Source organism: Gemmatimonas aurantiaca, assembly GCF_037190085.1.
Classification (GTDB): domain Bacteria; phylum Gemmatimonadota; class Gemmatimonadetes; order Gemmatimonadales; family Gemmatimonadaceae; genus Gemmatimonas; species Gemmatimonas aurantiaca_A.
Map to the genome: position 1 here is coordinate 141,829 of NZ_JBBCJO010000012.1, position 21,276 is coordinate 163,104.

General features: G+C 65.8%; 15 protein-coding genes and 8 tRNA genes. 4 read left to right on the forward strand and 19 right to left on the reverse strand.

The features are described 5' to 3' along the window. Positions 1–11: 11 nt before the first annotated feature. From WG208_RS15285 to WG208_RS15345, 13 genes are all read right to left on the reverse strand, one after another. Positions 12–3,431 (reverse strand): methylmalonyl-CoA mutase family protein, encoded by a 3,420-nt coding sequence (locus WG208_RS15285; protein ID WP_337172248.1) that lies wholly within the window; start codon positions 3,429–3,431, stop codon positions 12–14. Between the two features lie 329 nt (positions 3,432–3,760). Then, on the reverse strand, positions 3,761–5,368 hold the full coding sequence (locus WG208_RS15290; protein ID WP_337172249.1) for an ATP-binding protein: 1,608 nt from the start codon (positions 5,366–5,368) through the stop codon (positions 3,761–3,763). Between the two features lie 282 nt (positions 5,369–5,650). Continuing rightward, a tRNA-Gly gene (locus WG208_RS15295) sits at positions 5,651–5,723 on the reverse strand. 115 nt (positions 5,724–5,838) lie between these two features. Beyond that, positions 5,839–6,627, reverse strand: coding sequence for an Ig-like domain-containing protein (locus WG208_RS15300; RefSeq protein ID WP_337172250.1), 789 nt, complete (start codon positions 6,625–6,627; stop codon positions 5,839–5,841). Positions 6,628–6,892: 265 nt separating this feature from the next. Continuing rightward, positions 6,893–6,964, reverse strand: a tRNA-Thr gene (locus WG208_RS15305). Between the two features lie 50 nt (positions 6,965–7,014). After that, positions 7,015–7,096 (reverse strand) — tRNA-Leu (locus tag WG208_RS15310). Positions 7,097–7,172: 76 nt separating this feature from the next. After that, positions 7,173–7,247: transfer RNA gene (locus WG208_RS15315), tRNA-Asp, on the reverse strand. A gap of 59 nt (positions 7,248–7,306) precedes the next feature. Next, positions 7,307–7,378 (reverse strand) — tRNA-Glu (locus tag WG208_RS15320). 31 nt (positions 7,379–7,409) lie between these two features. Beyond that, positions 7,410–7,482: transfer RNA gene (locus WG208_RS15325), tRNA-Glu, on the reverse strand. 72 nt (positions 7,483–7,554) lie between these two features. Then, positions 7,555–7,627: transfer RNA gene (locus WG208_RS15330), tRNA-Trp, on the reverse strand. 53 nt (positions 7,628–7,680) lie between these two features. Continuing rightward, positions 7,681–7,754 (reverse strand) — tRNA-His (locus WG208_RS15335). Positions 7,755–7,941: 187 nt separating this feature from the next. Further along, a complete protein-coding gene (gene efp / locus WG208_RS15340) occupies positions 7,942–8,508 on the reverse strand; it encodes an elongation factor P (protein ID WP_337172251.1) in 567 nt (188 codons plus the stop codon). A gap of 47 nt (positions 8,509–8,555) precedes the next feature. Next, the gene (locus tag WG208_RS15345) at positions 8,556–9,437 is read right to left on the reverse strand and encodes an arylesterase (protein ID WP_337172252.1); all 882 of its coding nucleotides are present in this window, start codon (positions 9,435–9,437) and stop codon (positions 8,556–8,558) included. Between WG208_RS15345 and WG208_RS15350 the strand changes: the two genes are divergently transcribed. After that, positions 9,436–10,131: an ABC transporter ATP-binding protein gene (locus tag WG208_RS15350; RefSeq protein ID WP_337172253.1), complete on the forward strand. Its 696-nt coding sequence runs from the start codon at positions 9,436–9,438 to the stop codon at positions 10,129–10,131. The two genes, WG208_RS15345 and WG208_RS15350, sit on opposite strands and share 2 nt — an antisense overlap. Then, positions 10,128–12,959, forward strand: coding sequence for an FtsX-like permease family protein (locus WG208_RS15355; protein ID WP_337172254.1), 2,832 nt, complete (start codon positions 10,128–10,130; stop codon positions 12,957–12,959). Before WG208_RS15350 ends, WG208_RS15355 begins: the two co-directional genes overlap by 4 nt. A gap of 92 nt (positions 12,960–13,051) precedes the next feature. Here WG208_RS15355 and WG208_RS15360 read toward each other — a convergent pair whose 3' ends face one another. Continuing rightward, positions 13,052–13,882, reverse strand: coding sequence for a hypothetical protein (locus WG208_RS15360; RefSeq protein ID WP_337172255.1), 831 nt, complete (start codon positions 13,880–13,882; stop codon positions 13,052–13,054). A gap of 311 nt (positions 13,883–14,193) precedes the next feature. Between WG208_RS15360 and WG208_RS15365 the strand changes: the two genes are divergently transcribed. Continuing rightward, entirely contained in the window at positions 14,194–15,672 is a 1,479-nt protein-coding gene (locus WG208_RS15365) for a tetratricopeptide repeat protein (RefSeq protein WP_337172256.1), read from the forward strand. A 119-nt stretch (positions 15,673–15,791) separates the two neighbouring features. On the opposite strand, the gene infA is transcribed toward WG208_RS15365, so the two are convergent. After that, on the reverse strand, positions 15,792–16,013 hold the full coding sequence (gene infA / locus WG208_RS15370) for a translation initiation factor IF-1 (protein ID WP_337172257.1): 222 nt from the start codon (positions 16,011–16,013) through the stop codon (positions 15,792–15,794). A 139-nt stretch (positions 16,014–16,152) separates the two neighbouring features. Here infA and WG208_RS15375 point away from each other — a divergent pair, with 139 nt between their 5' ends. Then, the gene (locus WG208_RS15375; protein ID WP_337172258.1) at positions 16,153–16,599 is read left to right on the forward strand and encodes a hypothetical protein; all 447 of its coding nucleotides are present in this window, start codon (positions 16,153–16,155) and stop codon (positions 16,597–16,599) included. Between the two features lie 45 nt (positions 16,600–16,644). Here the strand turns inward: WG208_RS15375 and apaG are convergent, their stop codons facing one another. The 4 genes from apaG to WG208_RS15395 form a co-directional block, all read right to left on the reverse strand. Then, positions 16,645–17,058 carry a Co2+/Mg2+ efflux protein ApaG gene (gene apaG / locus WG208_RS15380; RefSeq protein ID WP_337172259.1) on the reverse strand — a complete coding sequence of 138 codons (414 nt, stop codon included), beginning with the start codon at positions 17,056–17,058 and terminating at the stop codon, positions 16,645–16,647. After that, complete coding sequence (locus tag WG208_RS15385) at positions 17,048–18,808, reverse strand: family 10 glycosylhydrolase (RefSeq protein ID WP_337172698.1); 1,761 nt, start codon at positions 18,806–18,808, stop codon at positions 17,048–17,050. The genes apaG and WG208_RS15385 overlap by 11 nt, the downstream gene beginning before the upstream one ends. Beyond that, positions 18,808–20,016 (reverse strand): aminotransferase class I/II-fold pyridoxal phosphate-dependent enzyme, encoded by a 1,209-nt coding sequence (locus tag WG208_RS15390; protein WP_337172260.1) that lies wholly within the window; start codon positions 20,014–20,016, stop codon positions 18,808–18,810. Before WG208_RS15390 ends, WG208_RS15385 begins: the two co-directional genes overlap by 1 nt. Before the next feature lie 63 nt (positions 20,017–20,079). Then, positions 20,080–21,273, reverse strand: a complete 1,194-nt coding sequence (locus WG208_RS15395) for a cupin domain-containing protein (protein ID WP_337172261.1) — start codon at positions 21,271–21,273, stop codon at positions 20,080–20,082. Positions 21,274–21,276 lie beyond the last annotated feature (3 nt).

Here is a 21,276-nt window from a genome sequence, read left to right on the forward strand (position 1 = left end):
GACGAAACGTCTTACATGTTGCGGCGATACTGACCACCCACCGCGAAGAGCGCCTGGCTGATCTGCCCGAGGGTGCAGACCTTGGTGGTCTCCATGAGTTCCTCGAACAGGTTGCCGTTGCGCAGCGCCACCTTCCGGAGACGTTCGAGCGCCGCCTTCCCCTGCTCGGCGTTGCGCCCCTGCACTGCCGCCACCGTCTCGATCTGCTGCTCCTTCTCCTCGGTGGTGGAGCGGATCACTTCGCGCGGCAGCACCGTGGGCGATCCGTCGGACGACAGGAACGTGTTCACGCCGATCACCGGCAGTTCCCCGGTGTGCTTGAGCTGCTCGTAATACAGCGATTCTTCCTGGATCTTGCCGCGCTGATACATGGTTTCCATCGCGCCGAGAACCCCACCGCGCTCGCTGATGCGATCGAACTCCTGCAATACGGCCTCTTCCACCAGATCGGTGAGCCGCTCGATGATGAACGAGCCCTGGAAGGGGTTCTGATTCTTCGCGAGCCCGAACTCGTGATTGATGATCAACTGGATCGCCATCGCCCGACGCACGCTTTCTTCCGTGGGCGTCGTGATGGCTTCATCGTAGGCGTTGGTGTGCAGCGAGTTGCAGTTGTCGAAGATCGCGTACAGTGCCTGCAGCGTGGTGCGGATGTCGTTGAACGAGATCTCCTGCGCGTGCAGCGAACGTCCGCTGGTCTGCACATGGTACTTGAGCATCTGTGAGCGCGGTGCGCCCTCGTAACGCAGCTTGAGGGCCTTCGACCAGATGCGACGGGCCACGCGGCCGATCACCGCATACTCGGGATCGGTGCCGTTGGAGAAGAAGAACGACAGATTTGGCGCAAAACTGTCGATGGGCAAACCGCGCGCCAGGTAGTACTCCACGTATGTGAAGCCGTTGGCCAGCGTGAACGCCAGTTGGGAAACGGGTGTCGCGCCCGCCTCGGCGATGTGGTACCCGGAGATGGACACCGAGTAGAAGTTGCGCACGTCGTTCTTCGTGAAGTACTCCTGCACGTCGCCCATGAGCTTGAGCGAGAACTCCGTGGAGAAGATGCAGGTGTTCTGCGCCTGATCTTCCTTCAGGATGTCGGCCTGCACCGTGCCACGCACCTTCGTGATGGTCTCACGCTTGATGCGGTCGTACACCTCCCGCGGCAGCACCATGTCGCCGGTGACACCCAGCAGCATGAGACCAAGCCCGTCGTTGCCCGGCGGCAGCGGTCCGCTGTACACGGGTCGCCGCTGACCCACCGACTCGAAGTAGGCGTCGATCTTCGCCTGCACCTCGGCTTCGAGTCCCTCGGCCTTGATGTACTTCTCGCACTGCTGATCGATCGCGGCATTCATGAAGAAGCCGGTCAGCATGGGCGCGGGGCCGTTGATCGTCATCGACACCGAGGTCTTCGGATCGGCGAGATCGAATCCCGAATACAACTTCTTCGCATCGTCCAGGCAGCAGATCGACACACCGGAGTTGCCGATCTTGCCGTAGATGTCGGGACGGGTGGCCGGATCGTTGCCGTACAGCGTCACCGAATCGAAGGCGGTGGACAACCGATGCGCCGGCTGTCCCTGCGAGACGTAATGGAAACGGCGGTTCGTACGTTCCGGTCCACCTTCACCGGCGAACATGCGCGTGGGATCCTCCCCTTCGCGCTTGAACGGGAACACACCCGCCGTATACGGGAATTCACCCGGCACGTTTTCCTGCAGCACCCAGCGCAGCACATCGCCCCATCCCGTGTACGACGGCAGCGCCACCTTGGGTACCTGCTGATGCGACAGCGACTCCGTCGTGAGCGGCACCGTGATGTCCTTGCCGCGCACCTGATAGGTGAACGTGGTGCCTTCGTACCGGGCGTGCTGTTCGGGCCACGTCTCGAGGATGCGGAGGTTCTCGCCATCGAGCTTGCGACTCACCTCGTCTTTCACCGCGGCGATGGCGCCGCCGTCGTCCACCAGCTTCTCGGCTTCCTTCAAGGCCTGCAGCTTGTTCGCGACCTCCGCCTGCGCGGCCACCCAGCCGTTGTAGCGCCGCACGGTCTCGCTGATCTCGGCGAGATACCGCACCCGTTCCGGCGGGATGATGTTGATCTTCTCCGACTCTTCGCCATTGGCGTCGAGCGTGGAATGCAACGGCGCCTGACACTTCTCCGCGATGCGATCCATCAGCGTGCGATAGAGACGCGTCGTGCCCGGATCGTTGAACTGCGACGCGATGGTGCCCACCACCGGCATCTGATCCACCGTGCGATCGAACTGCCGGTGATTCCGCTGGTATTGCTTGCGTACGTCGCGCAACGCGTCGAGCGCACCGCGCTTGTCGAACTTGTTGAGGGCCACCACATCGGCGAAGTCGAGCATGTCGATCTTCTCGAGCTGCGTGGCCGCGCCGTATTCCGGGGTCATCACGTACAGTGCGACATCGGAATGGTTGGTGATTTCCGTGTCCGACTGACCGATACCCGCCGTCTCGAGAATGATGAGGTCGAAACCGGCCATCTTGAGAATGGCCACCGCGTCCTGCACGTACGACGACAGCGCCAGATTGGCCTGACGCGTGGCCAGCGACCGCATGTACACCCGCGGATTGTTGATCGCATTCATGCGGATGCGATCGCCCAGCAGCGCACCGCCCGTCTTCCGCTTGCTGGGGTCGACGGAGATGATGCCGATGGTCTTGTCGGCGAAGTCCATCAGGTAGCGGCGCACCAGTTCGTCCACCAGCGACGACTTGCCCGCGCCACCCGTGCCCGTGATCCCCAGCACCGGCGTGCGACGCGTGGCCGCATCGGCGCGGATCTGATCGAACAGCGGCAGGTGTTCTTCCCGCCAGTTTTCGGCGGCCGAGATGAGACGGCCGATCGAACGCGCATCGCGCTGACCCGCCTTCTCCACGTCCTCCGCCGAGACGTCACGCCCCGTGGGGAAATCGCAGCGCCGCAGCAGGTCGTTGATCATCCCCTGCAGCCCCATCGCACGCCCATCGTCGGGCGAGTAGATGTGTTCGATGCCGTAGGCATGGAGCTCGGCGATTTCATCGGGCAGAATCACGCCACCACCGCCGGCGAAGATGCGGATGTGGCCACATCCGGCTTCCTCGAGACGGTCGTGCATGTATTTCAGGTACTCGACATGGCCGCCCTGATAGGACGTCATCGCAATGGCGTTCACGTCCTCCTGGATCGCGCAGTTGACCACCTCGTCCACCGACCGGTCGTGGCCCAGATGAATGACCTCGGCGCCACTGGCCTGGATGATCCGGCGCATGACGTTGATCGCGGCGTCATGTCCATCGAACAGCGAGGCCGCCGTGACGATCCGGATCTTGTGACGGGCCTGGTAGATGCCGGAGTCCTGTGCGGCCGCGCGCACCGCGGGGGACGGCGTGGCGGGGACGGGGGCAGGAGAGATCGTGCTTGCCATGAGAGATCCTGAAATCAAGAAGGCCGGTCGGTCACGCCGCGAACGACGGCCAGGCATCGTTCGCAATAACAGGCGGGAGAGACCGGCCCAGACTCCGCGAGAGGGACGGGGCGGGGTGTCGTCGGGCGGTCAGAAGGAAGATAAGCCACCGTCCGGCTGCACCAGCAGGTCGAAGCGTCATCGGCCCCCAACGCCATGGCGCAGCGATTGTCCCCCTGACAGGAGGGACAACGCTGGAATGTCATGGAGACGGAGGACGGAGTGGACACACCCTCAATTACGTCGTGGACGTGGAGATGCTGAATGGCCGGGTGTCCGGGCGGCGCGCCTCACCCCGCCGTGGGGAAGAACATCCGGAAGGTGCTCCCCTGGCCCGGCTCGCTCTCCACCTGCACTGCGGCATCGTGGGTGCGGGCGATCCCCAGTGTCATGGGCAGGCCCATCCCACGTCCCACGAACTTGCTCGTGAAGAAAGGATCGAAGATCCGGTCGATATCGCTCGCGGCAACACCGGCGCCCTGATCGGTCACGGTCAGGCAGACATACCGTCCCGGCTGGGGTACGAAGTCCCGCGGGAAGAACCGCCCCCCCGTCAACTCCCGGCCATCGCGGATTTCCACGCCGATACGGATGTCATGGCGGGGCCGATCGCTCGACTCCCAGGCATTCGCGACGAGCGCGAGCAACGCCTGCTGCAGTTGGGCTTCACTGGCCGTCACACGCGGCGCCTTGTCGGGCAGTGATGTCGACAATTGCACACCCGCGGGCGCGGAGGCCTGCAGCATGGGGATCATGCGTCGGCACATATCCGCCAGATCGAGAGACTTCATCGTCGCATGCGACAGCCCCAGATAGGTGAGCAGCTTCGTGCTCACTTCGGCGGCGTTCGAAGCCGCCTGCCTCGCCGTGTCGATCAGGCGCGCGACTTCCCCGTCACGCGGGAGTTCATCGGCGGCGATCTGCAACGACAGCAGGACGACGTGCAACTGATTGTTGAAATGGTGCGCGATCGCGCCAGCCATGCGATCGAGACTCTGCGCCTTCTCCAGCTGGTAATTGAGCGACTGCAGGTGCTCCCGCTCACGCTCGGCCTGTCGATACGGCGTCCGGTCGATGCCGTAGACGACATTGCGGTGACCCACCGCGATGAAGCCCCACTCGATGTCCTTGACGGTACCATCGGCACCAGTGACCCGGGTCTCCATGGGTTGGATCCGGCCCTGCGTGCGGATGGCCTCATTCACCCGTCGGGTCCACTCGGTGGACACTTCCGCACGGTACTCCGGATCGGGATACGCGAGCGGCCACCACGCCTCCGCGTCACCAAAATCGGAAGACCGGTAGCCGAGGATTTCCGTAAGGCGACTGTTCACGGACACCGTCGCCTGGCCGGGCCCTTCACTCAGCAGCACGATCATCGGCGTGCTTTCCACCATCACGCGGAAATCGAGTTCCCGCTGCCTGAGCATCGACTCGAGGTGCTTGCGGTCGGTGATGTCGTAGTTGTGCCAGACGCGGCAATTGATGCGTCCATTCACCTCGATGGGAATCCAGTCGAGGGAAATGACACGACCGTTCTGCAGGGTGACTTCGATCCCCTGACGGGTGCGTCCCCGCGCCATCACTTCACGCACCCGCTGTTGTTCGAGCACCGGATCGAACCAGCGGGAGCGGACCATCTGCAGGATGTCGGACGCCGAGTGCCCGAGGAGCGCCGACGGCGGAATGGCGAGCCCGTAGAGATCGCAGAAGGCCTGATTGGCGAACTCCACGCCGTGACTGTCGCTCACGACGAGAATGCCATGCGGCAGCATGCGCAGCATCTGCTCGAGGACCGCAAACGACTGGAAATCTCGCGTGGGGCTGACGCCGCTCTGACGCATCGCCAGTTCCACCGCTTCCTCGAGATCCATGTCGCGATCACTGCCTAGGGTCACTCAGCCTCCGATGCCTGTCTGTGGAAATCGCACACCCCCGGTGTCGTCCACTCCGTTCGACATCTGGTGCATCGGCGGCATCCTTCCCGCTCTGGCTTGCACGAATGGCACGGGCATGTCCGTTGCCACGAGGCCGCTGCAGTGTCCCGACGTTGCTCATGTATTGCGTCGGCACCTGATGGCGTCAAGCGCGCGGCCGGGATTCGGGGAGGGCGATCACTCCCACCGGCAAGCAAAAACCCCGTCAACAAAAAGCGCTGACGGGGTCTGGCTGGAACGGAGAGCGGGCGACCGGACTCGAACCGGCGACGTCCAGCTTGGGAAGCTGGCATTCTACCAACTGAATTACGCCCGCATGCACTACGTCCGGACCAACTTAGCCGCGCTCACGCACCGAAGTAAGGGGAGCGGGAGCGCGATGCATGAACATCGTGTATTGCCAACGTGATGAACGCCGTGCGTGAACCGTCTTAGGGCTGCGTACCCCGGAGATTGAAGGTGAGCGATGCACCGTTGGACAGACGGGCGGTGACCGTCTGCGAGCCGACGGCCACCTGCAGCGTCACGGACGCGACGCCGCTGACGTCGGTCGTGGACTGCAGCGCGCTGAGGGTGCCTGCGGTCGTGCTCCATGTCACGGTGGCCGACGGCACCGCATTGCCGTACTGATCGAAGGCCCGCACCCGAAGCGCGGCACTGGTCGCTCCTGCCGCCAGCGTCTGATTGTCACCATCGAGCAGCGCGAAGGCCGCCGCCGGTCCCGCCGTCCCGAAGGCGACGAGCGTGTCGATGGCGCCACTGATCATGGTGGCCGTGACCATCTGCACTCCGACCCGCTTGCCCAGCGTCCAGATGGTCGTGGTTTCACCGGTCGCGTCGGTTCCGGAAAGCGTCAGACTGAGCGATCCGCCCCCGGTGAGCACGGCCCAGGACACGGGCGAGTTGACCATCGGATTGCCATTCTGATCGAACACCTTCACCCCGATGGGCTTGGCCAGGGTCGTGCCCACCGGCGCGGACTGACTGTCGGTGGCGGCCACGATCTCCATCACCGTAGCGGTCGGGATGATGGTGCCTGTGGACTCGGCAGTGTGGCAGGCGCTGGCGAGGACCGCGGCGCCGACGCCGGCACACAGAAGCCCGGCCCGCCGGCCAGCGGCGCGGGAATGACCAGAGAACGCGGTGAACCAGGACATGAACGGTGACGTGAGCAGCGACAAGGACAACGACGGGGGCAAAGACGGGGGCAACGACGGCATCGGCAAATCTCCGGCAACATCCTGCAGAGTTGGTGTCGGACGCGGTACCCCCGATTGGACCCGGGGGTCACGGGAAAGGTTACCGGCAAGAGGGCCGACAGCGTTGACGAAACGTTCGCCGACGGCACCTCCTGCGCAGACACATCGACACGACGGATCCCCATGCGGACGGGCAAACAGGGGGAATACAGCAACGGGGACAAAACAGGGACTTCGGCAACGCAAAACGCCGATCCGTCGGGTGACGGATCGGCGTTGGCGAAAGAGCCACAGATCGGGATTGAACCGATGACCGCCCGATTACGAATCGGGTGCTCTACCACTGAGCTACTGTGGCAATGCGGTGGAATGTAGCGTCCACCGCGGAGGAACAACATGGCTACAACATGCCCTGGCGCGGACTCGAACCGCGACGCCTTGCGGCACCACCCCCTCAAGATGGCGTGTCTACCAATTTCACCACCAGGGCGAGGGGCCCGGTCGAGCCGACCGAGACCTGCAACCACAACCTGCCAACTTCACCTGCACCTGCTGAGCCCATACAACGGGAGCGACGGGGCTCGAACCCGCGACCTCTCGAGTGACAGTCGAGTGCTCTAACCAAACTGAGCTACGCCCCCAACTTCGGTCCGACACCTGCGGTACCACACCTGCATCCTGCACGACTCGGCTGAGTCGATAGCTCCAACGGGAGTCGAACCCGTCTCTCGACCTTGAAAGGGTCGCGTCCTAACCGATAGACGATGGAGCCGTTGGAACTCCGACCGTAACAGCACCTTCAGTAGCGGTAACGGGATTCGAACCCGTGTTCCAGCCTTGAGAGGGCTGTGTCCTAGTCCCCTAGACGATACCGCCAAACTGCGGTTGTGAGTTGATGGTGGCAGGTTGGGGGAAAGCCCCCCTCCACACCACCTTCTACCCGAACAACAGGCCCGGAGGGAATCGAACCCCCAACCGCCGGTTTTGGAGACCGGTGCTCTACCAATTGAGCTACGGACCTCCGGTGAGCGGCGAAGAATCGCTGCCCGCCAGTGAGACTCCTGTGTGACTCAGGGTGACCGACGGGAATCGAACCCGCAACCCCCGGAACCACAATCCGGTGCTCTAACCGATTGAGCTACGGCCACCATGACCGATCGAGCCGTACGCCACAGCGATGCAGCGACTTCTGCAATCGGGACTCCCGGTGACACACCACCCACCGACGAGCGGCGGGCGGAGTTCTACGGGAGACGCAAACGGTAACCGGTCGAACGACTGATTTCAAGCGGGGGCGCGCAGGAAGTTCGATGCGCCCACACATGTCAGTCCGACTCAGTCCTTCGCGCGATCGAGGTACTCGCCGGTGCTCGGATTCACGCGCACGCGGGTGCCCTGTTCGATGAATTCCGGCACGTTCACCGTCACACCGTTCTCGAGCTTCGCCGGCTTCGACGAGGCCGTCTTCGTGGCCCCACGCACCACCGGCGTCGTCTCGACGATCTCGAACACCAGCGAATTCGGCAACTGAATGCCGATCGGCCGGCCGTTGTAATACTCCGCCAGGATCTTCATCCCCGGCTGCATCCACGGCGCCGAATCGCCCAGCGACTCTTCGTCCATTTCGAGCTGGTCGTAGTTCTCGCTGTTCATGAAGTGGTACGAATCCCCACCCTGATACAGGAACTCCAGTTCGTGCGTTTCCATGTCCGCCTTCACGATCGTGTCGGCCGCACGGAAACGATGTTCGAAGCTCGACCCGGTGCGCAGGTTCTTCAGCTTCGCCTGCACCATCGCGCGCAGGTTCCCCGGCGTGTGATGCCGGAATTCAACGACACGGCACGGATCGCCTTCGAAGACGAGAACCATGCCACGGCGGATCTGGGTTGCGGAAAAAGCCATATCGATCGAGCGGCGAACAGGTAGAGAAGTTGGTCCAGCCTCGATACTTACTGCGTTCGGGGACGTTTTGGAAGTGTGTCCGCCGCCAGCGGGACGATGCCCAGATCCATCAGCGTCGGTTCGAGGCTGCCCCACACGGCATCGGCGACCCGTTGGGCCCCCACCACATTGGGGTGGATCCCGTCGGCCTGATTGAGCGCCGGCACGCCCGCGACCCCCTCCAGCAGAAACGGCCACAGCGCCACGACGGCCACCCGGGCCGCCCGCTCGTAGGCCGCGTGAAAACGCGTCGTATAACGCTGACCGAGGTTCGTCGGCGCCTCCATCTGGATCAGCACGACCCGGGCCGCCGGCTGATACTCGTGCACGGCGTCCACCAGCTTCACCAGATTGACGTAGGTCGAATCGGGGTCCACTCCCCGGAGCCCGTCATTGGCCCCCACCTCCAGCACCACCAGCGCCGCCGGCTGGTCCAGCACCCAGGCCGCGCGACGGAGCGCACCGGCCGACGTCTCCCCGCTCAACCCCGCGTTCACGATCCGCACGGCGTACCCGGCCGAATCCGCCTTGGCCTGCAACCGCGCCGGATAGGCCTGCTCCGGCGCCACCCCCAGACCGGCCGTGAGACTGGTGCCCAGAAACACCACCCGCGGGATGCCCCCGCCCCCGTCCCTGCGGGAAGCGGCGCCATCCGTGCCCCGCGGTGTATTCTCCGCGACGGCACCTCGGCTGGCATCCGCTCCCACACCGGCGCCTGAATCCCCGGAGGCGCCACGCCCGTTGGCAGAGGTGTCCCCTTTGCCTCCGCACGCGAGCAGGGCCAGCGACACGCCCGCGGCCAGCACCCGGCCAGCGCGTCGCCGTTCCCGCCGTCCGACCCACTGCTCGACCCGCCGTCCGATCCAACGAACCTCTGCTTGCCAACGCATGCTTGTTGCCCGTGGCCTTACCAAAGAGTACCTGAGTGGTTCGCAGCCCCTCACGGTGCTGCGCGATGTGACCTTCGACGTGCCGGCGGGTGCCTTTGTTTCCATCGTCGGACCATCCGGCAGCGGCAAGACGACCCTGCTGGGCCTGCTCGCCGGTCTGGATACCCCGTCACGCGGCACGGTGTCCCTCGATGGCGTCGATTTCAGCGCGCTCGATGAAGATCAGCGGGCCCGCCTGCGCGGGGAGAAAGTTGGATTCGTCTTCCAGAGCTTTCAATTGATCCCCACCCTCACCGCACTCGAAAACGTGCAGGTGCCTCTGGAACTCGCCGGACGCGTGGGCGTGCGCGAGGCCGCCACGCGGGCCCGCGACCTGCTCGAGCGCGTGGGCCTGGGGGATCGGGTGCACCACTTCCCCCAGCAGCTCTCCGGTGGCGAGCAGCAGCGCGTGGCCCTCGCCCGCGCCTTCGTCAACGAGCCCCGCATCCTCTTCGCCGACGAACCCACCGGCAATCTCGATGGCGCCACGGGTGAACGCATCGTCGAACTGCTGCAGGCCCTCAACCGCGAACGGGGCTGCACCATCGTGCTCGTCACGCACGACGCGGCGCTGGCGGCGCGTACGCAGCGCACGATCCGTCTGCGCGACGGCGTCATCGTCGAGGATCTCCGCCACGATCAGGACGTCGCATGAGTACACCCGTGAGCGCGCCCGGCATGTCGCTGGGCGCCCTGCTCCGCCTGGCCTGGCGTGAAAGCCGGTCGGCGCGCCGGCGTCTGGCGTTGTACATGTCGTCCATCGCCTTCGGGGTGGCCGCGCTCGTGGCTATCGATTCGTTCGCGGGCAATGTCACGCGCTCGGTGCGCGAACAATCGCGCACCCTGCTGGGTGGCGACATGGCACTCCAGGCGCGTGCGGCATTTCCCGCCGTGGTGGACACGCTGGTCGATTCGCTGAGCACCCTCGGTGTGCAGCACGCCCGTGTGGCCAATTTCACGTCGATGGCGCTGGCCGAATCCTCGGGGAACACGCGTCTCGTGCAGGTGCGCGCCGTCTCGCCGGGATATCCCTTCTACGGTGAGATCGAAACGGTGCCGGCCGATGGCTGGCGTCGGGTGCACGACGACACCGTGGTGTTCGTCGATCCGTCGCTGCTGGTGTCGCTCGATGCGCGCGTGGGCGATCGCCTGCGCCTGGGCCAACAGGTCTTCACCATCGGCGGCACGCTGGGCAACGTGCCCGGCGATGCCGGGATCACCGCGGTCATCGGTCCACGCATCTACGTCTCCGATCGCTGGCTGGAGCGCACACGGCTGCTGTCGTTCGGCAGTCGCGTGGAATACGATCTCATTCTGCGCCTGCCCGCGACGCTGGCCTCATCGGGCAATGCCGCGACGCTCAAGCGTGATCTGCGCCGACGCATCGATCCAAGGCAGGCCGCCCTCGAGGAAGCGCGCGAAGCCCGCGGAGAAGAACGGTCCCAAGCCGCCGAAGAGGAGGACCCGCGCGACAGCACGTCGACCAGCGCCCGGGACATGCCGGTGACGCTGTCGGCAGCGGATACCGTGACAGACACGGGTACGGGCACACGCGCCGAGCCGCGTACCGACAGCGCCGGTGCCGCGGCCGGTCTCGTGAGCCGGACGCCCCCCACCCGTGTACGCATCCGCACGGTGGCCGACACGGAGCAGGACTTCACCGAGGCCGTCTCACGGCTGGCCGATTTTCTGTCCGTCATCGGTCTCATCGCGCTGCTGCTGGGTGGCATCGGTGTGGCCAGTGGGGTGAACGCGTTCGTCTCCTCGAAGATCGATACCGTGGCCGTGCTACGCTGTCTCGGCGCCACCAGCCGGCAGGTGCTCGCGCTCTACGTGGTGCAGGCCGCCTCCATGGGATTCGTGGGCGCCGGCGCGGGTGTGCTGCTCGGTGTGGCCGTGCAGTTCCTGCTGCCCAATGTGGTCTCGGATTTCCTGCCACTCGATGTCACCATCACGCTCGAGTTCTGGCCGCTGATCCTCGGTCTCGCGACGGGTGTGTGGGTGTCGCTGGTGTTCGCGTTGCGACCGCTGCTCGCGCTGCGTCGTGTGTCGCCGCTGCAGGCCATCCGGCGCGATGCCGATCCGTCGGCGCTGCCCAAGGAGTGGAAGGACATGGCCCGTCTCCTCGTGGACGGTCTGCTGGTGGGCAGCATCGTGGCCATCGTGATCTCGCGCATCGGCGACGTGCGGGAAGGACTGGGCATCACCGCCGGTATCGCGCTGGTGGTGGCGGTGTTGTGGGTGGCGGCCACGCTGCTCATCGCCGCGGCCCGACGCAGCGCACGCCCTTCGTGGCCATTCGAACTCCGACAGGGCATCGCCAATCTCCATCGTCCGGCCAATCAGACCCGGGCCGTCACTCTGGCCCTGGGATTCGGTGCGTTTCTGCTCAGCACCGTGTATCTGGTGCAGGCCAATCTGCTGGGACGTGTGCAGGCCAGCGCGGAAGGCGCGGCCGGCAACCTGCTCTTCTTCGATGTGCAGGACGATCAGGCCGCTCCCATCGACTCGCTGCTGAAGGCCCACGATCATCCGGTGGCGCAGCAGACACCCATCGTCACGATGCGCCTCGATGCCATCAATGGCCGCAGCGTCACGGCGCTGCTCGCGGACACCACCGTGCGCCGGGCCGGCTGGACGATGCGTCGTGAATTCCGGTCGACCTATCGCGACACGCTGGTGGCGTCGGAGAAACTGGTGCGCGGCCCCTGGTTCGCACCGGCCACGACACGCGCGGCGGCGCGGGAGGCCAATCCGGATCTGCCCTTCGTGATCTCCCTCGAGGAAGAACTGGCGCGCGACATGGCCGTGAACATCGGTGACACGCTCACGTGGAATGTGCAGGGCGTGCCGGTGCGCACCGTGGTGGCCAACGTGCGTGCGGTCAACTGGGCACGTTTCGAAGCCAACTTCTTCGTGGTGTTCGAACCCGCGGCCCTGCGGCGCGCGCCGCAGCAGTTCGTCATCGTCGCCAACGTGCCGGGTGGCGAAGCCGTGGCCACGATGCAGCGCGATGTCGTGCGACGTTTTCCGAATGTGTCGAGCGTCGATCTCACTCTCGTGCGCGAAACGATCGGATCGATCGTCAATCGCGTGACGCTGGCCATCCGGTTCCTCGGCCTGTTCTCCCTGGCGATGGGCATTCCGGTGCTCTTCAGCGCCGTGGCCGCGACGCGTCGCGCGCGTCTGCGCGAAGGAGTGTTGCTGCGCACGCTGGGCGCTTCGCAGGCCCAGGTCGCCCGCGTACTGCTCGCGGAATACGGCGCGCTGGGGGCGTTGGGTGCGCTCACCGGCATGCTGTTGTCGTTCGTGGGCGCGTGGGCGCTCACATATTTCGTCTTCGAGGAAACGTTCAATCCCGCCGTCGGGCCAACGTTCATGATCGCGGCCGGCATGCTGCTGCTCACCATGGCGATCGGTCTGCTCACGAGTCGCGACGTGTATCGCGAGACGCCCATGATGGCCATTCGCGAATCGGCCTGATGCCGCGTCCCGGCGCCTGCTGAGACTCGACGAGGGAGCACCGGTCCGGTTGCTCCCTCGTCTCCGCATCGGAATGGTATCGGGGCCGTGCGCTACCGCCGTCCGATGACGCCGTAGTTCACCGGCACCCCGTCACGCAGGGCGATCCACACCCGCGCCCCGGCGAAAGGACGCAGTGCCTGCGGCACGGGCACCCGTCGCACACCGCTGCCGTCGGTCAATCGCAACACGCCTTCGGCATCGAGCACGCCATCGACGGCGGGCACTCCATCGGCCGCACGCACGACGTAGTCCGAGACCACGATATCCCGCGGCGTGACCTTGAGTCCGTGAATGACCACTTCCTTGCCGACGAGCCGCGACATGCCGCTCGTGGCCATGCCGCTCAACGTCACCGTGGCCTCGGGAGTCTGGAGCACCACCTGGCGCGCCGGTTCCTTCCCCTGATACGCGAGCACACCACGCAGGGAATCGCTGCGACTGCGATTCGCATCGCCGGCTCCCACGAGGCGGGCCGCGACGGCCCGGGCAATCGAATCCCCGCGGGCCTGCGCACGTCGCGACATCTCGGCGCCCGTTGACGACATCGGTGCGGCAGCAGGCGCTTCGGCAGCTGCCGACGGGGCCAGGGAACCGCCCACCAGCACGCCGTCACCGGAACCGGTCGCCACACTGACGCCGCTGCGGCGCAGTTCGGCATCCATCGCCGCTCGAAGGGAATCGAGGGAAACACGCGGGCCGCGGTCGGCCATGGCGATCAGCGAGTCTCCGCGATGCGCCAGCGAATCGAGCCCCGCGACATCACCTTTCACGGTCACCGATCCATCACCGCCGGAACAGCCGCCGAGCAAGGCAACCGCCAGCACGAAAGGCGTCAGCCGAATCGGGATATCGCATCCATCCATGAACGGGAACGGGCGCATATCCACAAGCTATGGGTTGCGGTGGCGCCGTCAACGTTACAGGACGGCAATGCAGGGACGAGCGGCGCGACCTCGGCCGCGCCTCCCGGCACCGTGGTGAGATGCGACGACATCACCGACCTCACCCGCCTGTCCGCTGACTTCTTCGAGGGCGGAGGCGCATATTGCCGGAGGATCCTGCGGAATCCCGGGGGCTCCATGCGAGGTGACCGCCGGATGTTCCGCCCCGGACGATGCAACCGACCGTCACGCGTCGGGCCCGGTCGCGCAGATCGTGGTGACCTTGCCCGGGACGGTGCGTCCAATTTCTGATGGTTGAGCTCCTCATGGACTACGACGTGCCCCTGACGCACGAACGATGGCAGGACCACAATCGGCGCGGCCTGGCCTTTGCCGCCGCGGCCGATTGGACGGAGGCGGCCGATGCGTTTACCGTCGCCGCCGAGGCGCTGGCGTCCGATCCGGAGGAGCTCACCCCGCACGAACCCCTCGCGCTGGTGCTGGGCAATCTGGCCCAGGCGTGTTTTCGCGCCGGCCGCCTCGACGAAGCGCTGGGGCATGCGCAGCGGGCCTGCGCGCTGCGGGTGGCGCTCACGGGCGAGGACGGCATGCCCGCCGCCCGGGCCCGTATGGATCTCGCGGTGATCCTGGCCACGGCCGATCGCCGTGATGAGGCCATGACCCTCGTGCAACGCGCCATCGCGGCCGTGGAGCGTCATGTGGGCGAGGAAGATCCGCGGCTCACCGTGGTGCTGGAGAACGCCGCGCGCATCGCGCTGTCGACCGGGGCTGCGGCCAGCGCGGAACCGTTTCTGCTGCGGCTCCATGCGCTGCTGGCGCTGCACGATGAGTCCACGGAATCGGCCGATCGGTTGCTGGCCCGCATCGCCGAGGTGCGGACGATGCAGAGCGGCACACCCAGGGCCGCCGTGCCGGTGGCAACACCACCCGGCGCAACGCCGGCCGTGCCCAGAGAGCCCATGGCCTCAGCGGCCGTGCCGGCAGCACCCGCGGCCTCGCCGGTCGGTGACCAGTCCCGTGAACTCGCCGCTGATCTGTCCCGTCGCCTGCCCCCCGATTTTCCTGTCGATGTCGAATGGGAGGATCAACCGTTGCGGGACGCCGTCGCGCTCACGGATGTCCTGCTGCGCACGACTCCCTCGGGGGTGCCGGCCATTCCCGGACCGGAGATCGTGCAGGCCATGCCGGAGATACCGGAGATGTCCGCCGCTACGCCCGATGCCACGCCGACAGCGGAACCGCTGGTGCTCGACTTCGCCGTGCACCACGGGTTGATCGACGAGGAGTATCTCGAAGCGCCACGGGCGCCGATCACGCCGACTCTGGAGTTGGTGGACGCCATCGAGCCGACGGAGATCAGAGAGGACCGCGAGGTCGAGGCAAGCGTCAGCGGGATCGTGGAAAGCGTCAGCGAAGCCGCGATGCCGCCAAGTATTGTCCAACCGGATGTTTCGATGGCGAGTGTCGAGGCGACGGACATGGTGGTGCCGGGTGCCTCACCGGCCGACGCTCCACCAGCAGACATCCCCGCAGCTCCGGTACCGGCGCCGACCAGCCCATCGAGTCAGCCCCAGCGTTCGCCGCGCAGTGTCGCGGTGGTCCTGCCCACTCCCCATGCCGGATCGGCCGTGGAAACGACGCCCCACGCGCCCCGGGCGCCGGGATCGCACGATGCGGCCCCTTCGGCGTCACGCACCCCGCTGCTGCTGCTCGCCGGCGGCCTGCTCGCGGCCGGCGCGGCGGCGGGATGGTGGTTCTTCCTGCGGTGACCCGCGGCTCCGGTGCCGGAGCCATGGGACGCGACATCCGACACGACACCGGACACGATATCGCCGCGCCGCCGTGCAGCGTCCGGGCGATATGTCCCGCAATGCGTTCAGTCCGGGTGTCAGTTCTTGTGGCGGAAGGTGATCCGGCCACGCGTCAGATCGTATGGCGAGACCTCGACGGTCACACGATCGCCGGCCAACACGCGGATGCGATTGCGTCGCATATTTCCAGCCAGTGTCGTCAGCACTTCGTGACCACTCTGCACCGTCACCCGGAACGTCGCGTTCGGGAGAAGTTCCGTGACGGTTCCTTCGAGTTCAATCGCGTCCTGTTTCCCCATGTATGCTGCTGCCCTGTCCCTGCGGTGAGTCCCTGCGTGAATCCGGAACGGGAATCGCTCCGGCGGTAACCCGACAAATCTACACGATGAGTCGGGCTGACGGCCAGCCGTTGGCATTCCTCGGCGCGCCACAGGACCCGTGACCGACCACCCCCCGATGCTCCGGCACGACTCCCAACCCTACGGCCCCGCCACGGCGGCCGTTCGTCGGTTCCTGGTGCGCCTGGCCGCGCTGGGCACCACGGAACGCGCGCAGGCCTGCATGGCGTACGCCGCGGCGGTCGACACCCGTCGCTGGCAACAGGCGGAGACGGCGCTCGCCGCGGTCATGGAGCGCAGCGGCCGCGGCGGGGCGCAGGAGGCCGTCTCCGGGCCGCTGCTGCAACTCGTGCACCGTCCCGAGATCGCTCCGTTGCCGGAGACGGCTTCGCCCGACGAAGCGCTCGCCACCCTCGATCCGGTGGCCGAGCCGGCCCTGGCGGCGCTGCTCGCGCTGATCGTACGCGATCTGCTGGAGCCTACGATGTTCGCGACGCTCTACGCGCCCATGCACGACGTGATCCCGGTGGACGCGCTCGACGCGTGAGGCACCGGGCGACCGGGCGACCGGGCGACAAATGCGCGGACGCGATCAGGACACCGTATCGGCGCGCGGTTCGGCCGCGAGCATGAAGCGCGGGATGGCGGCCTGGAAAGAACTGCCGTCGTCCCGCACGAACCGGTAGCTGCCTTCCATCCAGCCATGCGGCGCCTTGAGCACGCAGAACGAGCGGTACTCGTGCACCTGACCGGGCAGCAGATGCGGCTGTTCGCCCACCACACCCTCTCCTTCCACCACCGAGTCGCCCACCGATTCGTCGTGAATCAGCCAGCGGCGCGTCCGCAGTTGTGCCGCCTGATCGCCGACGTTTTCGATGCGGATGTGATAGGCGAAGACGAACTGCCCCAGCAGCGGATTGGAACGTTCCCTGAGATACGACGGGCGCACCGTGATGCGGATTCCCGACGTCATCCGGTAGTAGAACGGCGACCGTTCAGCGGGCATCGTTGCGTCCCGGTTTGACGGAGGTGGAGGCAGGCGACGACGTGCGGCCCGTGTGGGGACCCATGTTGGAACCCGAAGCCGAACCCGACGCGGGAGCCGACACGAGCGGCAGCGTGACGGTAGGACTCTCGATCCCCACCCGATTGAGTGACGTGACGGCAATCGTGTTGGCACCGAGCGCCGGCGGCACCGTCCACTGCGTGGTACCTCCCGGCAGTACCATGGTAACCCATGCCGAGTCGGTTCGCAGGCGCACCAGCCACTGCCAGGGCGCCACGGTGCCATCCGGCGCGAGTCCCACCCGCCACAGCCCGCCGTTGCGCTCCACCCGCACCGTGGGAGAGGCCGGTGGTGGCGAGGCCAGCCAGGGCGACGCCGGCGGCAGCGCCGGCGCCGCATACATCTCCGTACGCAACGAATCATTCATGCCGGCCTGATTGTCGAGGAACGACTTCATGCTGAAATGCACGTTGCCCGACGCGCCGGGATTGAGGCGCGTGACCCGGATCTGCTGCACCAGTTCAGCCACCGTGAACGCGCCGGCCCCCCGTCCCCCTGCCCGCGACGTGAAGTTGCCGGGCCAGAGGTGACGCTCCTGACGATTCTCCGACGACCACCAGTCGAGCAGCGCGGGATAGGACTGCTCGCGCTTGGTGGTGGGCCAGTAGAGCTGCGGCGTGAAATAGTCCAGCCATCCCTCGTGCAGCCACTTCCGCGCATCGGCGTAGAGCTTCTCGTACGCATCGAGTCCGCGGATCTGTTCCGGATATCCGGGGCGCCAGATGCCGAAGGGACTGATGCCGAAACGCACCCAGGGCTTGGTGCGATGAATGCCTTCGTAGAGCTCCTTCACGAGCAGATTCACGTTCTCGCGTCGCCAGTCGGCGCGGGAGAGCGTACCGCCCTGTTTGCGGTATTTGGCCCAGCTCGTGGCGTCGGGGAAATCGATGGGTTTGCCGCGACGCGTCGTGGCCGGATACGGATAGAAATAATCGTCGATGTGCACACCATCGATGTCGTATCGTTTCACGACATCGAGTACCACACGCAACGTGCGCGCCCGCACAGCCGGTTCACCCGGGTCCATCCACAGATAGCCGCCGTACGGCTTCACGAGCGCCGGATTGGTGCGCGCGATGTGCGTGGCCACCAGGGGCGACTTCGCGTCGGTGTGACGGGCGCGATACGGATTGAACCAGGCATGCAGTTCCATGCCACGGGCATGCGCCTCCCGTACGGCGAAGGCGAGCGGATCCCAGTAGGGATCGGGGCGCTTGCCCTGCGCGCCGGTGAGGTATTCCGACCACGGCTCGATGCTCGACGCATACAGCGCGTCGGCCGCCGGCCGCACCTGAAAGATCACCGCATTGAGTCGCAGTTCGGCGGCGCGATCGAACAGCGCGAGCAATTCCGCCTGCTGCTCCGCCGTGGTCAGCGTGCGCTTGCTGGGCCAGTCGATGTTGGCCACGCTGGCCACCCACACGCCGCGGAATTCGCGGAGCACCGGCGGCGGTTCCTTGCTCACCGTGGATTCGGCAGGCTTCGGCGTCGGCGCCACGTCCGGCGGTGCGGGCCGGAATGGCGGGGACGATGGTGGTGTCGACGGCGGCGCGGACGACACGACATCGCCCGGCGCGACCGGCGTGGCGGGGCTCACGTTGGCGCCCGGCCGCTTGCCACGATGACACGACATGAGAACGAGGCTCGACAACAACATCGCCCAGGCCACCTGACGCGCGCGCGTCCCCATCACCGCGCCCCCGCTCCCACTCCCGCACCCTGCTCGGCCAACATGGCGCGGAGCACCACACCGGCGCGCTCCGCCGCCTGGGCGATCCGGGCGGGCGATTGAATGAACGACACCCGGAAGAACCCTTCACCGCCGGCGCCGAATCCGGAGCCCGGCATCACGATCACTCCCTGCTCTTCACGGAGCCGATCGGCGAATGCCGCGCTGGCAATGCCTTCAGGCAGAGGAATCCAGAGATACATCGTGGCTCGGGGCACCTCGCACACGAAGCCCTGCGCACGAAACGCCGCCACCGACGCATCCCGTCGCTCGGCGAACACCGCGAGATTCCGCGGCACGAACTCCGCCCAGCTTTCGATGGCCGCCACGCCAGCGGCCTGGATCCCCATGTACTGCCCCGTATCGGTGAACGATTTCACCCTGGCCAGCGCCGATGCGAGCGGCGGTGCCGCCACCGCCCAGCCGCAACGCCAACCGGTCATGTTGTATGTCTTCGACAGCGAATGGAATTCGATCGCGACATCGCGCGCGCCGTCGATTTCGAAGATGCTCGGCGGGACATACCCATCGAACCCCATCTCCGAATAGGCGTTGTCGTACACGAGCAGGATGTCGCGTTCCCGACAGATGCGCACCACCCGCTCGAGATACTCGCGCGGGGCGATGGCCGCCGTGGGATTGTTCGGATAGTTGAGATACACGACCCGCGTGCGCGCGAGGACATCCGCTGGAATCTCCTCGAGTTCGACGAGAAATTCCGTGCGCGGACGCAGCGGATACACGTACGGCGTGGCATCGCTCATGAGCGTACCGCCGATGTACGCCTGATACGCCGGGTCGGGGATGATGGCCACATCGTCAGGTCCGAGAAACGCGAACGCGACGTGAGCCAGTCCTTCCTTGCTGCCCAGCAGTGGCACGATCTCGGTGATCGGGTCGACGGACTGGGCGAACCGCGTCTGCATCCATGCAGCGATGGCTTCGCGGTACGGGACGTGCCCGAGCCCGAAGCCATAACGCTGCATGGCGGGCACTTCGGCGGCAGCCTGCAACGCGGCCACCGCCCGTGGTGGTGGTGCCAGATCCGCATCGCCGGCCCCGAGATCGATCACATCCACGCCGGCCGCAAGCAGTGCCTTCTTGCGCGCCGGAATGTGCGCCAACGGATAGACCGGAAATCCGGTGAAACGCTTCGAAAAACGGGGCATCGACGATGGTGAGACGGAAGGTGATACGTGTGTGGTGCGAACGTGCCGCCGCTCAGGAGATCGTCAGGACGTCGGCGGACTGAACTGCGCGTGCTGCGAATCGAGCCAGCTCTGGTGATACGCCTCGTCTTCGATGGGCATGGCCTGCTTCGCGACCTTGAGCGGACGGAAGCTGTCCATCATCACGGCGAGTTCGTTGGTGTGCGTGGCCCCGATGCTGGCTTCCGCGCGCCCCGGATGTGGACCGTGCGGCAGTCCGTCCGGATGGTGCGTGATGGAACCGTATTCGATGCCCTTGCGGCTCATGAACTCACTGGAGGCGTAGAATAGCACCTCGTCGGAGTCCACGTTGCTGTGATTGTACGGGGCGGGAATGGCCTGCGGATCGAAGTCGTACGGACGCGGACAGAACGAGCAGATCACGAACCCGTCGCCCTGGAACGTCTGATGCACCGGCGGGGGCTGGTGAATGCGTCCCACGATGGGCTCGAAGTCGTGGATGTTGAAGATCCACGGATAGAAGTAGCCATCCCAGCCTATCACATCGAGCGGGTGATGATCGAGCACCAGTTCGTTGATCTGGTTGTACTGCTTGACCAGCACCGGGAAATCGCCCTTCTCGTCGTGTGGCGCGAGTTGTTCCGGGCGACGGATGTCGCGTTCACAGTACGGCGCCCCTTCCAGCAACTGTCCGAACTCGTTGCGGTAGCGCTTGGGAAAGCGCACATGCCCCGCGCTCTCCATGACCAGCAGCTTGGTGGGGCCCTGCGAAGGATCGAGCCGCCACCGGTGCGTGATGTTGCGGTGGATGACGACATAGTCCCCCGCGCGATAACTCTGCTCGCCGAACACCGACTCGAGCACGCCGCTGCCTTCCACCACGTACACCACTTCATCCGCCTGTGAATTGCGGTAGAAGTGCGTGTCGGTGACGTCGGGCTCCACGTACAGCATGCCGATGTCGTTGTTGAACAGCAGCGGGATGCGATCGAGGGTGGCCGACCCACCCTTCGCCGCGCGTGCCGTGCGGAAATGCCGATGACGCAGCGACGTTTCCGTATCCGCCTCCCAGATCACATCGCGCACCTTGCGGGCCGACTTGACCGTGGTGGGCGGATGGATGTGGTACAGCAGCGACGAGGTGCCGACGAACCCCTCGTGACCCATGAGTTCTTCGGCATACAGTCCGCCATCGGGGCGACGGAAGACGATGTGACGCTTGCGCGGCACGGTCCCCAACTGATGATAGATGGGCATCGT

What these genes read in the sequence shown, in the direction of transcription:
- apaG (WP_337172259.1), bottom strand. Translation starts at nt 17,058, where the DNA reads ATGCCCGCTGAACGGTCGCCGTTCTACTACCGGATGACGTCGGGAATC.
- WG208_RS15285 (WP_337172248.1), bottom strand. Translation starts at nt 3,431, where the DNA reads ATGGCAAGCACGATCTCTCCTGCCCCCGTCCCCGCCACGCCGTCCCCC.
- WG208_RS15300 (WP_337172250.1), bottom strand. Translation starts at nt 6,627, where the DNA reads ATGCCGTCGTTGCCCCCGTCTTTGCCCCCGTCGTTGTCCTTGTCGCTG.
- WG208_RS15345 (WP_337172252.1), bottom strand. Translation starts at nt 9,437, where the DNA reads ATGCGTTGGCAAGCAGAGGTTCGTTGGATCGGACGGCGGGTCGAGCAG.
- WG208_RS15385 (WP_337172698.1), bottom strand. Translation starts at nt 18,808, where the DNA reads ATGGGGACGCGCGCGCGTCAGGTGGCCTGGGCGATGTTGTTGTCGAGC.
- efp (WP_337172251.1), bottom strand. Translation starts at nt 8,508, where the DNA reads ATGGCTTTTTCCGCAACCCAGATCCGCCGTGGCATGGTTCTCGTCTTC.
- infA (WP_337172257.1), bottom strand. Translation starts at nt 16,013, where the DNA reads ATGGGGAAACAGGACGCGATTGAACTCGAAGGAACCGTCACGGAACTT.
- WG208_RS15360 (WP_337172255.1), bottom strand. Translation starts at nt 13,882, where the DNA reads ATGCGCCCGTTCCCGTTCATGGATGGATGCGATATCCCGATTCGGCTG.
- WG208_RS15390 (WP_337172260.1), bottom strand. Translation starts at nt 20,016, where the DNA reads ATGCCCCGTTTTTCGAAGCGTTTCACCGGATTTCCGGTCTATCCGTTG.
- WG208_RS15350 (WP_337172253.1), top strand. Translation starts at nt 9,436, where the DNA reads ATGCTTGTTGCCCGTGGCCTTACCAAAGAGTACCTGAGTGGTTCGCAG.
- WG208_RS15355 (WP_337172254.1), top strand. Translation starts at nt 10,128, where the DNA reads ATGAGTACACCCGTGAGCGCGCCCGGCATGTCGCTGGGCGCCCTGCTC.
- WG208_RS15395 (WP_337172261.1), bottom strand. Translation starts at nt 21,273, where the DNA reads ATGCCCATCTATCATCAGTTGGGGACCGTGCCGCGCAAGCGTCACATC.
- WG208_RS15365 (WP_337172256.1), top strand. Translation starts at nt 14,194, where the DNA reads ATGGTTGAGCTCCTCATGGACTACGACGTGCCCCTGACGCACGAACGA.